This window comes from Paenibacillus herberti (assembly GCF_002233675.1).
GTDB classification, from domain to species: domain Bacteria; phylum Bacillota; class Bacilli; order Paenibacillales; family Paenibacillaceae; genus Paenibacillus_O; species Paenibacillus_O herberti.
Window position 1 is genome coordinate 1039814 of sequence record NZ_NMUQ01000002.1, and the last position, 13255, is coordinate 1053068.

Consider the following 13255-nt stretch of genomic DNA (forward strand, 5'->3'; position numbering starts at 1 on the left):
TTATATAGAGCGCAAGTGAAAAACGAACAAAGTCAGGCTTACCACCAAAGTGGGTAATGAATAGTAACAAGAACCCGGTGGTGATGAAAATGAGTACTGCAGAAATGGAGAAACTCAATGTGTCCATGAGAGAAACTTCAGATAAACGGCTTTACGAGAGATACCTGGCGGTCCGTCTTCGCTTTGAAGGTCACTCGTTTGAGGAAATCGGCCATTTACTCAATCGCACGCGCCAAACGATCAGCCTCTATTGGCAAGCGTATCAAGAACGTGGTCTTGCCGGGCTGGAAATGGATCATTCTCCCGGACAACCGACAAAGCTCACGGATGAGCAACGCAGCCAGCTAGGCGCCATGCTGGAGCAGAAAACCCCAGTCGATGTTGGCTTTGAAGCGCGTCACACCTGGACACTTCCGCTGGTAGCCGAGTGGATCAAGATGACGTTTGGTGTCACCATGAGCGTACGCGGTATCAGCGCGATGCTGGGACGCATGAACTTCAGCTTTACCAAAGCGACCTATTCGCTGGTTAGAGCCGATGCGGATGCCCAAGCCCTTTTCCGCAAGCAAACGTTCGCTCAGCTCAAGAAACAGGTGGAAGCCGAAGAAATCGATCATCTGCTGTTTGAAGACGAATCCATGATTCGCTCCTATCAAGCGCTGCAATACAACTGGTTCCCACGTGGCAGGCAACGCAAAGTGCCGACTTACGGCAAGCATGAAGGAGCCAAGTTGTTTGGGGCGATTAACTACGAAACCGGACAGGTGCATCATCGAGAAGAAGAGAAAGCGGATGTAGCGGCTTTTGTTCGCTTTCTTGAAGATCTACTTTCTGTGTACCCGTCGGGAAAAATGGCCTTGATCCTGGACAACAGCCGCATTCATCATGCTAAAGCGTTACAGCCGTTTCTCAAAAAACATCCTCGTTTGCAGTTGGTCTTTCTGCCGCCTTACAGCCCGAACCTGAATCCGGTGGAAGGCTTGTGGCTATGGCTCAAAGCTGACGTAGTCAATAACGTATTCTTTGAAAAATTCTATAAGATCAAGCTTCATGTGAGTCAATTTATGAATCGAATTAATAAGAATCCGATGGAAACCATCGATCGTCTGCTTGTTCGGTTATGATCTTAAGTGCGCTCTATATAGCTAGAAGTTAATGATCGGTTTTAGTGCGCTTATAGTAGCGATGCTGACGCTGGTTGTTGCCATCATTGCAGTGATTAACCAAAAGAAATAGACCGCCCACCTCACCAGGATAACGGTCTATTTCTGACTGATTGACTGGAGCCGACCGCCTTTGAAGCGGTCTACTGTGCCGGAGGAGTCGTGTTGACGCACGGCTCCTTCTTTAGCTTTATTATAACGGCGGGAAATTATTCGAGCAATCTGTAATTAACCTAGCTTGCTTGCGCTCAATCTGTTATTAACATTGGTCAAGAATTCCTGAGCCTGACTAGAACGTCAGCGTTCGATCTGTTGAGCGTGAGGAGATTTGTTTTGCTCCAAATAACGATTGGCAGGTCCAGGTGGATGGAATGACTCCATTTTGCTGTATACAGGCCGTCAATATGAGTTGCAGCTCATGAGCAAAGTCCAGTTTGAACTCATGTTCTCGCCGTTAATTTCCATAAAAGGTACTCAGGATGTTATCGATAGGCTCGGTTCCTTTCCCTCGTTTCATTACGATGAAATCACGAAGGTACATTTGAAAGCTACGGGACATGGTGACATTCAGACGGATCTGTCCTTGACGATAAGACATACATCGGCAGATGGGCTGGAACAAGATGTTAATTTCTATTTCGAAGATATTCAGCAAGAGAACATATCTCCTGCTGAGGAATGCAATATTTGCTTGCAGCTGAGTTTCTCTTATGTAGACGAACTTATCCGAGTCGAGCTGGATGCCGTGTCCGGGTTTGCAGCAACGTTTCTTTGTCGCGATATTAGGGCTCAACTCTAAGGTGGCTTAATGCCTGCCCATTAAGGAGGAATTGAAACGTTTGATAAAACGGTGGCGCTGCAACCATTCTCGAGAGTTCCTGCTTGGAGATGGAATTCAGAGTGTTCAGGTGACGGATAAAGGTATCATATGGACCAGTTATTTCGACGAAGGCGTTTTTGGAAATAACGGTTGGGATAAACCGATTGGGGAATTGCTTTAGTTCAAATGAAAAGGAGCAGGTAGCATGGATGAGAGGCTTGGGAAGAAGATTGGAGAGGGCGGTTGTTCCGAGGTTTTTGAATGGGTAGATAACAGCAAAATTATTAAGCTAGGGAAGCTAAACACGGATTATGAGGGTATGCAAAGGGAGTACCAAAACAATTATGTGGCATGGGAGAGTGGGCTTCCTGTAGCTAAGCCAGTAGAGCTTTTGAATATTGCGGGACGTCCAGCCATTGCTTTTGAACGGATTTTTGGTGAGACGATAAAGGAGCGATTTTTTAAGCAGTTGCTGAATCAGGCCGCAATCCCAGTAATGAAAAGTATTGAAAATGATGTTCGATTAACTGCTCGTGCTCTAAGTGAAATTCATAAAAAAACGCCTCTAGGTTCGCTATCTTCTCAAAGAGAGAACATTAAGTCCTTCATTCAATCGGTCGAGTATCTCACCCAAGAAGAAAAACTAAAAATAATAACTATGCTGGATGCGCAACCTCTCAAACAATTATTTTGTCATGGTGACCCGAATCCAGGAAATATCATCGTGAGAGTTGATGGCTCATTTGCTGTAATTGACTGGATGAATGCTTCCATTGGCAATCCCGAGGCAGATATAGCTGAGTATATTATTATGGTTAGATATGCGATTCTGCCTGATTCTCTTCCAAGCGCAGCTTTAGAATTCTTTGATACGATAAGAGAAACTATGATCAGTATATTTATGGATGAATATTGTAAGGAAACAGGGTTTTCATCAAAAGACATTGAACCTTGGATTGTACCCATCGCAGCTCGGAAGTTATCAGCTGACGGAATTTCTGAAGATGAGAAGTGTTTATTGATTAAGGACATCAGGGGATACCTTAGTCAATTGGCAGAGGCTTAGATGAAGTAAGAGGGGCTTTTCCCTGTGTAACTCTTAGAAAAAGGCGGATCCACCCGGGCTTTAACTGTGTCTCTCTTATCTTTGAGCGAATATAAATAGAACTAGAGAGAAACACTTTAGAGCCGGAGGTAATATTCTGTGGGAAATTCGTTTTCAAACTCCGCTGTTATACTTGTCCTGTTCATTTTACTCGTTATTGTGGTCAGTGTCTTTTCTTCAAATTTGTATCTTAATCCTTCTGATGATGATCTCGGGTCCCTTTCTCGTACACAAGGCTATGATATCTACAATAACACCGGAATCTATACTTTGGTTTTTGATGATAAGGATGGACCTATTTCCGCGCCTTCAGACATCTTTATTCCTCCAGGCTCCAGGCATCATTATGAAATGCTTTGCAACGCAGGTAATAAGGCCGAGGTAGAATACGAGGTTTGGCAGAGCCCTGCCGGGGAAGAAATTGGCTCGTTTGAGGCTAACTTGGAAGTTAGATCTGGCTGCAGTTATGCGAAATTCTCGGGTTTAGATTCTAGTTCAAACATTCGTTTGACGACTAGCGGTACTAATCTGTATGTGTATGTTACCTGATTTAGAGCAGATCCATCTATTGATAAAAGAAGGCCGGACAGTCAGCTCATTGGAGTGGCTATCAGGCTTTTTGTGTACCTGAAAGATAAATCTAATCTTAATGAGGGAAGGTACAGAGCGGGATGACGTAATATATCTGCATGCACTGGCGTTGCATAGTCAACTTTTTCGTATACTTATCTTGCTGACATTCCGCCACGGCATTTATGAACGTTTTTACACAGATGGTCCAACCCATTTACCAAATGAAAGTAATGCAGTGTGATTGTCCATGCTGGATCCTTTTCGGCGTGGTAAAATATTACTTATAATAATCTTTTTGTTGGATGCAAAATTCGTGCAAAAAGGGGTGTAGGATGGATCAAGTTTATTTATGGGTGATGCTGATTGCCGCTTGTGTGCCCGGCATATGGTTAATAAGCCGGTTCTCGGTTAATGATCTATTCAAAATGCCGGAAAACAAGCTATCTAAGCGGGCTTTGTTAGTGTTGCTAACTGGGCAGACAATCGCGATCGTTGCAGTTTGTGCTGCTGCTGGTATTTATTTTGGACCCAAGATCGGAATTGCCGACCAGTTCCTGAATGGGTTAAGCCGCGGCAAGGCGGATTGGAACGATTTAATTCGTCAATTGTGGATCGGGGCTATCGCAGGGATAGTTTGCATTTTCTGCTGGATGGCTTGTTATTACGGTTTTATCCGTGCCCGTATTGATAGGGAGTCTGTGCTGATTGCCGAGGGCCTACGCCAAAACCTGGGGCTGATGACCAGAATTACTTCAGGCGGAATTACCGAGGAAATTATTTTTCGTTGGGGGCTGCTGAGCTTTGTCATGTGGCTTATTTCGCTGATGGAATCCTCCCAACCGATTGCCTTTTGGACGGCGACAATCATTACTGGGATTTTGTTTGGCTTGGCGCATTTACCTGGCAATCTTCAAAAAGGATGCAAACCGTCGCCGATGCTGATTAGTTCAGCTGTACTCGGGAATTTATGGGTGACTATTGTCTGCGGTTATCTTCTGTGGCAGTATGGTCTGATCGCCGCTATAGTTGTGCATATATTGTTTCACGTCATCTGGTATCCGTTGGATCGGATGGCGTACAATAAGTTGCTTGGAGAGCAGACACCAAGCATACATATCGATCATCGTAGTACTCATTATTAGGCGGCAACGAGATAACTACAGCCTAATCCTAATAATCTGAAAGGGAGACGGATGCCTTTGACCACTTCCGGGAAAAGCTTAAGAACTTGCGACAAGGGACACAAGTACTACAAGAGCACCGACTGTGCTACATGCCCGACCTGCGAACAAGAGCGCGGACCGAAGAGCGGATTTCTTTCGCAGCTATCTTCGCCTGCGAGGAGAGCGTTGGAGCAAAAAGGGATTCTCACGCTGCAACAACTCTCCGCCCATAGCGAAAAAGAGATTTTAAAGCTGCACGGAATGGGGCCGGCTTCGATGCCCAAGCTAAGGATGGCTTTGCAGGCGGAAGGGCTGGCTTTTCGTGAGTAGCATAACGCGTTTAAATCTAGAAGGGGATACCGAATCTTCTATTGTAAGTTCTCAGTTCCTTTAAGGGGTCCGCCCTTCCGTCAATGCTTCGACGGCTTTGCCGACACGCTTCTGGCGAGTCTCGGCTGTTTTGGCTCCTTCAATAGAAAGCACGATGCGGTTTTTGTTGCTGTACGATAATCCGTCAAAATAACCGCGTGCTTCTGCAGCTCCGTTCAGCGCTACAGCCAAATCATCCGGCACAACGATCTCACGCGGCTCTGTATCCAGCGCCACCTCAACCTCAATCGTATCTCCGGCGGCGACTCCAGCGCCTTCCCGATTCGGCGCGCTGAGCGGAATCCAGAATTGCCCGCCCATGAAAGCAATTGTACTGCGATAGCTATACTCCCCAATCCTGACGTGGACGGGTGGTTTTTTGCCTGCTCCTAGCGCAGCAACAACCTCGTCCGGAACTTGGATTCCGGTTGCAGTTTTGCCGCTTAAATGAACAACCGATTGGAATTTCATCGGGAACACCTCTTTTCGTAGGGTTGGATTACCCCAAATGATACAAAAGTACAATTGTGGAAATAAAATATTATTTCCAGGTCGGTGTTAGCGCTAAAATTCGGTCATCACCTTCCGAAGGTGTACCGCGGTCCAGATTGCTAGTCAGCACATAAAGTGTGCCATCTGGGCCCTCCGCTACGTTGCGCAGGCGTCCCCAATCTTGCTCGAACAAAGTTTCCAGAGATGCGGCTTGTCCTTCCTTATCAAGTGTTATATGCAGCAGTCGCTGTCCCGCTAACGCAGCAACCAGCAGCTCTCCGGACCAAGGGCCCTGTGTAATAAAAGTCATGCCGGAAGGAGCCCATGTCTCGTTCGAGCCGCTGTGCACAAGGGGCGTTTGAAGACTTTCTCCTTGCTGTCCGCTTCCGCTTTCATCTCCTTGTATCAAGGGCCAACCATAATTGCCGCTAGCTTCAATGAGATTAATCTCGTCATGTGCGGAGGAGCCGTGCTCTGAGCTGTAAAGCAGGGATGTTTCCGGCTGCCAAGCCAGCCCTTGAGGATTACGATGGCCGTAGCTGTATACTAATGAGCCCTCAAAGGGATTGTTCTTCGGAACCGACCCATCCGGTGCAAGACGCAGGATTTTTCCCGCCAGGCTGGTTATATCCTGGGGTAACTTGGTCTCTGACCGATCACCCGTCGTGACATACAACATCCCGTCCGGTCCGAACTTTATTCTTCCTCCATTATGATTCACACTGCCAGGAATATCGTCCAGCAACACCATATCGATCTCGGCTGACTGCTCCCCAATCTTCAGACGCAGTATACGATTGCTGATTTCCTCTCCATCCGGGTAGGAATGGTAGACGTAGGCATAACCGTTGTTTGCAAAATCAGGATCAAGCGTCAGTCCCAGCAAACCTCCTTCACCGTAGGAAGGGGCTGGAACCTCTAGCAGCGGCTGCGGCTGCAGCTTGCCGCCCACAATGACGCGCAGATTGCCCGGCCGCTCCGTGAAGAAGATCCGTGAATCTGGCGCCGGAGCAAAAGCGATCTCCCAAGGCAAACTAAGCCCTTCTGCCAGTGTCGTTATTTGGTAGGGGAAGGTTTTCTCGGTGGAGCTCTCCTCTTCTGCTCCAGCCGGACTTGCCGTGGGCAGATTGGATGGGCTGCTCACGGTGGGGCTTTTACTTTGGACAGGACCAGAATTATCATCGGTATTGTTGTCGGTTTGCTCTGTGCAGCCGTATAGCAAAGCGGTCGCAAGAGCGGCAGTTAGACTCAGCCTGCGGCTAGACTTATTCATTAGCATGGAGTTCTCCTTCCGTCGGGAGCTCGTTTTGGGCGGTGCCGGCATTCGGATTTATAATTATTTTTACCCTAATCGGTATGCTTCAAAAGTGTCAAATAATAGTTGCAATAGCATCCTATCGTGCATATACTGAAATTAGTTGCAATGACATTCTATCGAGGGGGGAGTAAACTGAACGAACAACGGACGCCTCATGGCGAAGGTTCAACGGAATCGCACGGTCAATATATTTCGGCCATCTACCGTCATATGCAAGTATTGATCTCCACGGAGCTGGCGCCGTATCGGATCGGGAGCGGTCAGTATATTTTTCTGATGGCGATTGCGTTCCAGGAAGCAGTGACGCAGAAGGCGCTGAGCGAGAAGCTGCTCATAGATAAAACAACTACCGCCAAGGCAATCGCTAAGCTTGAAGCCGAGGGGTATGTACGGAGAGAGGCTGATCCTGCCGACAATCGCTATCAGCTGCTTTTTTTGACAGAGTCGGGACGTGAAGTTGTGCCTAAGGTACAGAAAGCGCTGGATCGCGTCAAGAACAAAACCCGGAAGGGCATCGCTGACGAGCAATATGACTTGATGATGCAGCTGTTAAAAACAGTGCTGAGCAATCTGACTGAGCATGATGCAACGTAGGTGCAAGCCACTACAAATATGATTGTATAACGCTAAGGAGGCTACAATGATGATGATCGTGCATCCTTTTATCGTCGTGGAGAACTGTAAGGATGAAATTAAGTATTATCAACATGTTCTTGGCGGTGACATTGAAATCCTTCGTAAGCAGGGTGAAGAGGTTTATAACGCAGATCTGCATGCAGACGGTGCTGTAATTAAGTTCGCCGACACTCGGGCCGCGAAGCCAGTGCTGAAAGGCGACTATGTGAGAGTTTTCCTGAAAATTGAGACGGAGGAGAAATTCCGCAGCATTTATGGACAATTCGCAGAGGACGGAACCGTCAATACGGAAGTATATGAAGCTCCTTTTAATGGACTTCTAGCCATTGTTACGGACCGGAATGGTGTGTGCTGGGTACTTTCTTATTATCGAATTTGATAGGGCAAGTGAATTGATTTCTTTGAAATATTAGATATGGGGGAGCGGAATGAGCACAACTTTCGAAGTTTATCCTACCGGGATAGAAGTACCCACTGTAGTCGCGTTATTAAAGCTTGCTAATGAAAAATTAAAGCACTTTTTACAACCTTTAGAATTACAAGAAGTACCGTTGATCTGTGTTCGGCTAGGAGAAAAAATAATTACGCCAGGCGATACAAGCAATGAAACGATGAATTGGGATGTAGAGTATGCCTGTTTTTTTGTAGAGCCGAGTGAAGGTGGCGGGACGGATGCCTATTATCATAAAGTTGATGAAGATACGGCTGATATTTGGGACGAATACAGTGAGACTGGAGATACATACCTCGAGGTGAAGAGTTCTTTATCTGTCGGATATTTCTGGTCATTTCGGAGATCAGCAGGACAACCAGCTATTATTAATTTAGCGTATGGCTTTATTGCTTCGGCGCTAGCGGAATTAACGGAGGGTTTTATCTTTTCTGATGACGGTGCTTGGTATGGTAAACCCATTCGTTCTCATCTTTTTGATACCGAGTACTTTGATCCAAGTAAAGCCAAGTCAGTTGATGATGCTTTATGGTATGAGAGGTGTTTAAATAGCATTGCTAGTAAATATAATGGCAAATCTATTGAACCTCATCATCAACTTTTTGAGGAGCATGATTTATCATGGGAACAGCGTTTAGTGTATTATCCTTCAGGTAGATTGTTCAAAGAAGGTCCCGCAACAGAAGATCGATTTTTTGTGATGTTAAGTCATTTCAACAACCTCCCTTATTGGTTCATTGATCATACGATGCTTTCCGCCACGGAGGAGCTTTTATCCAGGCAAATGAAGCTGATCGATATTAAAGGTGGGTTTAAACTTTTGAATCACCCGATTGCACAAGTAATGGGAGAGTATCAAAAGTTGCAATTTGCCCTCAATAGCCTCGAAACAACATTTTGGGCTAACCCCTTGTGCATTGAAGAGGGTGACGCCATTCGAAAACAGATAACATGAGACCGATTGGGACTGGATCATAAATCTCGTCCAGCAAGGACGTCAGTTAGATCGTCTGCTGGCCCGACTGGAAAAATGGTATGGAATCGTCGTTGGCTGGTTCTAAAATAGGGCTGTGACCGTCACCCTAGTGGTGAAGGTCACAGCCCTATTTACGCAACAATTAAACTTTCGCCAAGTACTCCTCGAGCTGATCGAAGGTGCCGCCGAAGCCTTGCTTCATGGACTCGAACATGCTCTTGAAGAACTCTTGCTCCTCTGCAGATGCGTTGTGAGGGCCTCCGCTCAGGGTAAGCGTAGTTTGGCCATCCTGCTCGGTGAATGTGACTACATTCATGATTTCAATTGGAAACACAGGACTGAACTCGGGACGTACGGTATTGCCTTCTGGATCGGAGAAGGAGTTGGTGAAAACAATTTTCTCCGGTGCTACGATTTCCTGGTAAACGAATTTGCCCCACATTTCATGGCCGTCAGGAGTGCGCATATTATAATGGAACATGCCGCCAGGGCGCAGATCGAACTTTTTGACTTCGATGTTCATGCCTTTCGGACCCCACCATTGTTTCAAGTGCTCAGCCTCTGTCCATACTTTGAACACCAGCTCGCGAGGTGCGTTTAAGGTTCTTGTAATAACTAACTTGCCTTCCTCCATGGTTGTTCCGTTTTGGCTTTCTGTCATTTTAATTCCTCCATTATAGGATTGTAGTAAATGCTATATCCTTCTAGTCTGCCCTTGCCATTCCAGCAAATAATCATCAAAAATCATGCTCTAAATATATCTCACAAGGAATATTCTCGTAAAGGAATATAAAATGAAAATGTTATCTAAGGAAAGTTTATTCGCGCTTTGCGGCGGTCACCATCAGATTGTAGATTTTTCGAGCCGTATTAACGTTCCGGATGGTCACGTTTCGGTAGTTCTTCGAGCCGATCAGTTTGTTCATGCCGCTTTTCCCCGCATGTTCCCTGTCGTACGACCAAAGAATAGCTCCACTTACGTAGATGACGCGGTCAATTTCCGGTTTAATGACCATCGTCTCCAGCACAGATTCCTCATTGATGTCATCCCACAAATAAAGCACATCGCTGCGCATACTCGTATCATTCATCCAATGCTCGGGCAGGGCGTCCATAATCGTCTTGATCTCTTCTAAGCTGCGGACCATGACTCGGATAGACAGACTGAAATCTCGATGAATGGCTTCCTCCAGCAGGCTGGACAGCTCTTGCACAGAATGAAAAGAGTCTGTAAAAATAATATTCCCCGTATTGATGTAGGTAAGAACATGGTTCAGGCCGATTCGCTCAAAGGTTCCCTTGAGCAGCTTCATATCCACTTTATTATTGCCGCCAACGTTGATGCCTCTGAGTAAAGCTACAAAAACCACCGCGATCCCTCCATGAATTCCAAATCAAACTAGAAATAATTGGTGTTATTATACGGCTAAGAGGAGTCGTTAACAATGGACCGACAGTCCCTTCCGCCATGTGCTGCAGTGACCTAGTGTATAATGGGGCAAATAGAACGAATCAGAGGAGATAGCGATGAGCGTCATTCGGCTTGAGAACGTCACGAAGAAATATGAAGAGTACCTAATCTTTCGCAATATTTATTTTCGTATTAGCCAGGGGGAGCGGGTCGCTCTGATCGGACGGAACGGTGCCGGGAAGTCGACGGTGTTCAAGCTAATTTTGGGCAAAGAAGAGCCGACGGACGGAAAAGTAGAGGTTGATCCTCAAATTAAAATCGGCTACTTCTCGCAGTTCTCGGAATTGCAAGGGAGCTTGTCCGTCCAGCAGGAGCTGGAAAATTGCTTTGAACAAGTGGCGCTCATCGAGCGGGAGCTGCAGGAAATAGGAGAGAAGCTTGGCGTCGTGGCTGATGACGGCGAAATGGACCGACTGCTGGCGAGGCAAGCCGAGCTGTTCGAGGGAATGGAACATTTGGACGGCTGGAATGTGTCCGTTGAGATCAATACTGTTCTGACAAAACTCGGCTTCAATGAAGTCTCGCGCAACCAGCCCGTCGACGAGCTGTCAGGAGGCTGGAGAAACCGTGCGGCACTCGCCAAGATGCTCATCGAGCAGCCCGATGTCGTCCTGCTGGATGAGCCGACCAACTATCTGGATATAGAAGGCATCGCTTGGTTGGAGCAGTGGCTGTACCGCTTCAAGGGCGCAATGATTCTGGTGTCCCATGATCGGCAGTTCATCGACAAGGTCGTGACGAAGACGATTGAGATTGAGAACTATCATTTTCAGGAGTACGACGGCAATTACACCGACTATATTCGTAAAAAGAAGATGCGGAAGAAGGAGCTGGACCGCCAGTTCGAGTGGGAGGAAGAGCTGCTGCTCATGGAGGCGGAAGCCATTGACAGTCGTGCGAGCAAAAAATCACCTAAGGATCGGCTTTCCCGTCAACTGGCGGATAATAAGAAGCGGATCGAGCCGCATCCTGTGAACGTGCTGATCACGGATATTTATGAGCGGCTGCGGTTCCCAGATCGGTTATGCGAGGTCAAGAATATCGGACAAGTGTACGAGGATCGGACGATTTTTCAAGATGTTAGCTTCGATATTCAAAAGGAAGACCGCTACGTCATCGCGGGTCCCAACGGCAGTGGAAAGTCTACGCTCATTAAGGTTCTTACCGGACAGGAGAAACCTGCAAGCGGCGAGGTGACCTGGGAAAAGGGCGTCCAATATGCGTACTTCAACCGCATGTGGGAGGAGCTTGATCCCAAGGATACGGTGAGCCATGCGGTTAATACGTACGGACTGGGACTGGATGCGCCGCGTAAAAAAGTGAATAAATTCCTGTCCATGCTGCAATTTTCCGAAGCAGATCTGAGCAAGGTCATCGGCAATCTGTCCGGCGGGCAGAAAGCCCGCGTGGCGCTGGCCAAATGTCTGCTCTCGGGAGCGGCAATCATTATATTGGATGAACCGACTAATCATCTGGATCTGACGAGCATTCAGGTGATGGAGCAGGCGCTGATTCATTTCCCCGGCGCTGTTGTGACGGTCAGCCATGACCGGTTCTTCATCAATAAAATCGGAACGAAAATGCTGACTTTTGATCCGGTGTCTGGAGTGACGGTGCAGAGTCTGTAATATTCATGAGAGCACGGCCGGGATGATGCCATCCCGGCCGTGCTTTTTTAAAGTTGTCTAATGGCATAAAGCGGGAAGTCCAGGGAATGATGAACAAAATAAGTCTGCAATTGGTATGATTTATTTAATTCCAACAAGAATGATCGGAATTTTAATTGACATGACTTTGCAAGGGATGTAAACTTCATTAAGTCATCTATAAAAAAGAAAGTACTTTTGGAGGGAATCACCATGAAAAGAAAAAGCTTTGCAGCCCTGCTGCTAATCGTTACTGTCCTCATTCTTGCCGCTTGCGGCAGTAAGAATAACAATACAAATACGCCTGCACCGTCTGAAAGCCCCGCAACCAATGCAACTGGCGAAACTGGCGCTGGCGGAGACTCTTGGGAGGCCATCAAGGCCAGCGGCAAAATGCGTATCGGAACGGAAGGAACCTATGCCCCATTCTCCTTCAATGATGCTTCAGGCAAGCTGACGGGTTTTGACGTGGAGATCGCCGAGGAAGTGGCAAAACGCCTGGGCCTTGAACCGGAATTTAGCCAGACGCCTTGGGATTCCCTTATTGCTGGTCTTGATGCGAAGCGGTTCGATGTTATCTTCAACCAAGTTGGCATCAACGACGAGCGTAAAGCCAAATACGACTTCTCCGACGACTATATCGTTTCCAAAGCGGTTCTAATCGTTCGTGAAGACAATAACGATATCAAAACATTTGCTGACTTGAAAGGCAAAAAATCCGGACAGACGCTTTCCAGCAACCTGGCTACTCTTGCTAAAAACAACGGAGCTGAAATCGTGTCGGTGGACGGCTTCAACCAGGCGATCGACCTGCTGGCTTCCAAGCGTATCGATGCTACGGTTAACGACTCCCTTTCTTTTCTGGATCTAAAGAAACAGAAGCCTGAGCTTCCGATGAAAATCGCGGTTGAGGCCACCGATGCTTCGAAAAACGCGGCTCTTTTCCGCAAAGGTAATGAAGGGTTCGTCAAAGCCGTGAACGAAGCGCTAACCGGCATGAAGAGCGACGGCACCTACCTGAAAATTTCCGAGAAGTATTTTGGGGAAGACGTCTCCAAATAAAGAATAAAGG

General features: G+C 47.0%; 17 protein-coding genes. 13 read left to right on the forward strand and 4 right to left on the reverse strand.

The features are described 5' to 3' along the window. Nucleotides 1-80: 80 nt before the first annotated feature. The 8 genes from CGZ75_RS17075 (at nt 81) to CGZ75_RS17100 (ending at nt 5154) form a co-directional block, all read left to right on the forward strand. The gene (locus CGZ75_RS17075) at nt 81-1124 is read left to right on the forward strand and encodes an IS630 family transposase (RefSeq protein WP_425436469.1); all 1044 of its coding nucleotides are present in this window, start codon (nt 81-83) and stop codon (nt 1122-1124) included. A gap of 31 nt (nt 1125-1155) precedes the next feature. Further along, the gene (locus tag CGZ75_RS26240; RefSeq protein ID WP_281255125.1) at nt 1156-1236 is read left to right on the forward strand and encodes a putative holin-like toxin; all 81 of its coding nucleotides are present in this window, start codon (nt 1156-1158) and stop codon (nt 1234-1236) included. 345 nt (nt 1237-1581) lie between these two features. Next, nucleotides 1582-1962, forward strand: a complete 381-nt coding sequence (locus CGZ75_RS17080) for an Imm50 family immunity protein (RefSeq protein ID WP_176444892.1) — start codon at nt 1582-1584, stop codon at nt 1960-1962. 40 nt (nt 1963-2002) lie between these two features. Further along, entirely contained in the window at nt 2003-2164 is a 162-nt protein-coding gene (locus tag CGZ75_RS25395; protein ID WP_176444820.1) for a hypothetical protein, read from the forward strand. A gap of 24 nt (nt 2165-2188) precedes the next feature. Next, the gene (locus CGZ75_RS17085) at nt 2189-3049 is read left to right on the forward strand and encodes an aminoglycoside phosphotransferase family protein (protein WP_089525448.1); all 861 of its coding nucleotides are present in this window, start codon (nt 2189-2191) and stop codon (nt 3047-3049) included. A gap of 138 nt (nt 3050-3187) precedes the next feature. Then, nucleotides 3188-3637 (forward strand): hypothetical protein, encoded by a 450-nt coding sequence (locus tag CGZ75_RS17090; RefSeq protein ID WP_089525449.1) that lies wholly within the window; start codon nt 3188-3190, stop codon nt 3635-3637. Between the two features lie 356 nt (nt 3638-3993). Further along, on the forward strand, nt 3994-4803 hold the full coding sequence (locus CGZ75_RS17095; protein ID WP_176444893.1) for a CPBP family intramembrane glutamic endopeptidase: 810 nt from the start codon (nt 3994-3996) through the stop codon (nt 4801-4803). Nucleotides 4804-4854: 51 nt separating this feature from the next. Next, nucleotides 4855-5154: an RNA polymerase alpha subunit C-terminal domain-containing protein gene (locus tag CGZ75_RS17100; RefSeq protein WP_089525451.1), complete on the forward strand. Its 300-nt coding sequence runs from the start codon at nt 4855-4857 to the stop codon at nt 5152-5154. A gap of 60 nt (nt 5155-5214) precedes the next feature. On the opposite strand, the gene CGZ75_RS17105 is transcribed toward CGZ75_RS17100, so the two are convergent. Both CGZ75_RS17105 and CGZ75_RS17110 read right to left on the reverse strand, forming a co-directional pair. Beyond that, complete coding sequence (locus CGZ75_RS17105; protein ID WP_089525452.1) at nt 5215-5664, reverse strand: YdeI/OmpD-associated family protein; 450 nt, start codon at nt 5662-5664, stop codon at nt 5215-5217. A gap of 70 nt (nt 5665-5734) precedes the next feature. Then, entirely contained in the window at nt 5735-6958 is a 1224-nt protein-coding gene (locus CGZ75_RS17110; protein WP_245850892.1) for a PQQ-dependent sugar dehydrogenase, read from the reverse strand. Nucleotides 6959-7108: 150 nt separating this feature from the next. On the opposite strand from CGZ75_RS17110, the gene CGZ75_RS17115 reads away from it, so the two are divergent. Genes CGZ75_RS17115 through CGZ75_RS17125 form a run of 3 tightly spaced genes read left to right on the forward strand, consistent with a single transcriptional unit; the run spans nt 7109 to nt 9045 of the window. Then, nucleotides 7109-7597 (forward strand): MarR family winged helix-turn-helix transcriptional regulator, encoded by a 489-nt coding sequence (locus CGZ75_RS17115; protein ID WP_089525454.1) that lies wholly within the window; start codon nt 7109-7111, stop codon nt 7595-7597. A gap of 46 nt (nt 7598-7643) precedes the next feature. Next, nucleotides 7644-8018, forward strand: a complete 375-nt coding sequence (locus CGZ75_RS17120; protein ID WP_245850893.1) for a VOC family protein — start codon at nt 7644-7646, stop codon at nt 8016-8018. Nucleotides 8019-8067: 49 nt separating this feature from the next. After that, nucleotides 8068-9045 carry a hypothetical protein gene (locus tag CGZ75_RS17125; protein ID WP_089525455.1) on the forward strand — a complete coding sequence of 326 codons (978 nt, stop codon included), beginning with the start codon at nt 8068-8070 and terminating at the stop codon, nt 9043-9045. A gap of 163 nt (nt 9046-9208) precedes the next feature. Here CGZ75_RS17125 and CGZ75_RS17130 read toward each other — a convergent pair whose 3' ends face one another. After that, complete coding sequence (locus CGZ75_RS17130) at nt 9209-9727, reverse strand: SRPBCC family protein (protein WP_089525456.1); 519 nt, start codon at nt 9725-9727, stop codon at nt 9209-9211. Nucleotides 9728-9884: 157 nt separating this feature from the next. Continuing rightward, a complete protein-coding gene (locus CGZ75_RS17135; RefSeq protein WP_089525457.1) occupies nt 9885-10436 on the reverse strand; it encodes a DUF1697 domain-containing protein in 552 nt (183 codons plus the stop codon). A gap of 157 nt (nt 10437-10593) precedes the next feature. Between CGZ75_RS17135 and CGZ75_RS17140 the strand changes: the two genes are divergently transcribed. Both CGZ75_RS17140 and CGZ75_RS17145 read left to right on the forward strand, forming a co-directional pair. Continuing rightward, on the forward strand, nt 10594-12165 hold the full coding sequence (locus tag CGZ75_RS17140) for an ABC-F family ATP-binding cassette domain-containing protein (RefSeq protein ID WP_089525458.1): 1572 nt from the start codon (nt 10594-10596) through the stop codon (nt 12163-12165). A 231-nt stretch (nt 12166-12396) separates the two neighbouring features. Continuing rightward, the gene (locus tag CGZ75_RS17145) at nt 12397-13245 is read left to right on the forward strand and encodes an amino acid ABC transporter substrate-binding protein (RefSeq protein ID WP_089525459.1); all 849 of its coding nucleotides are present in this window, start codon (nt 12397-12399) and stop codon (nt 13243-13245) included. Nucleotides 13246-13255: the final 10 nt, after the last annotated feature.

Coding starts and splice junctions, on each gene's coding strand:
- CGZ75_RS26240 (WP_281255125.1), top strand. CDS start 1,156: ATGATCGGTTTTAGTGCGCTTATAGTAGCGATGCTGACGCTGGTTGTT.
- CGZ75_RS17080 (WP_176444892.1), top strand. CDS start 1,582: ATGAGCAAAGTCCAGTTTGAACTCATGTTCTCGCCGTTAATTTCCATA.
- CGZ75_RS17085 (WP_089525448.1), top strand. CDS start 2,189: ATGGATGAGAGGCTTGGGAAGAAGATTGGAGAGGGCGGTTGTTCCGAG.
- CGZ75_RS17095 (WP_176444893.1), top strand. CDS start 3,994: ATGGATCAAGTTTATTTATGGGTGATGCTGATTGCCGCTTGTGTGCCC.
- CGZ75_RS17100 (WP_089525451.1), top strand. CDS start 4,855: ATGCCTTTGACCACTTCCGGGAAAAGCTTAAGAACTTGCGACAAGGGA.
- CGZ75_RS17105 (WP_089525452.1), bottom strand. CDS start 5,664: ATGAAATTCCAATCGGTTGTTCATTTAAGCGGCAAAACTGCAACCGGA.
- CGZ75_RS17110 (WP_245850892.1), bottom strand. CDS start 6,958: ATGAATAAGTCTAGCCGCAGGCTGAGTCTAACTGCCGCTCTTGCGACC.
- CGZ75_RS17115 (WP_089525454.1), top strand. CDS start 7,109: ATGACATTCTATCGAGGGGGGAGTAAACTGAACGAACAACGGACGCCT.
- CGZ75_RS17120 (WP_245850893.1), top strand. CDS start 7,644: ATGATGATGATCGTGCATCCTTTTATCGTCGTGGAGAACTGTAAGGAT.
- CGZ75_RS17125 (WP_089525455.1), top strand. CDS start 8,068: ATGAGCACAACTTTCGAAGTTTATCCTACCGGGATAGAAGTACCCACT.
- CGZ75_RS17130 (WP_089525456.1), bottom strand. CDS start 9,727: ATGACAGAAAGCCAAAACGGAACAACCATGGAGGAAGGCAAGTTAGTT.
- CGZ75_RS17140 (WP_089525458.1), top strand. CDS start 10,594: ATGAGCGTCATTCGGCTTGAGAACGTCACGAAGAAATATGAAGAGTAC.
- CGZ75_RS17145 (WP_089525459.1), top strand. CDS start 12,397: ATGAAAAGAAAAAGCTTTGCAGCCCTGCTGCTAATCGTTACTGTCCTC.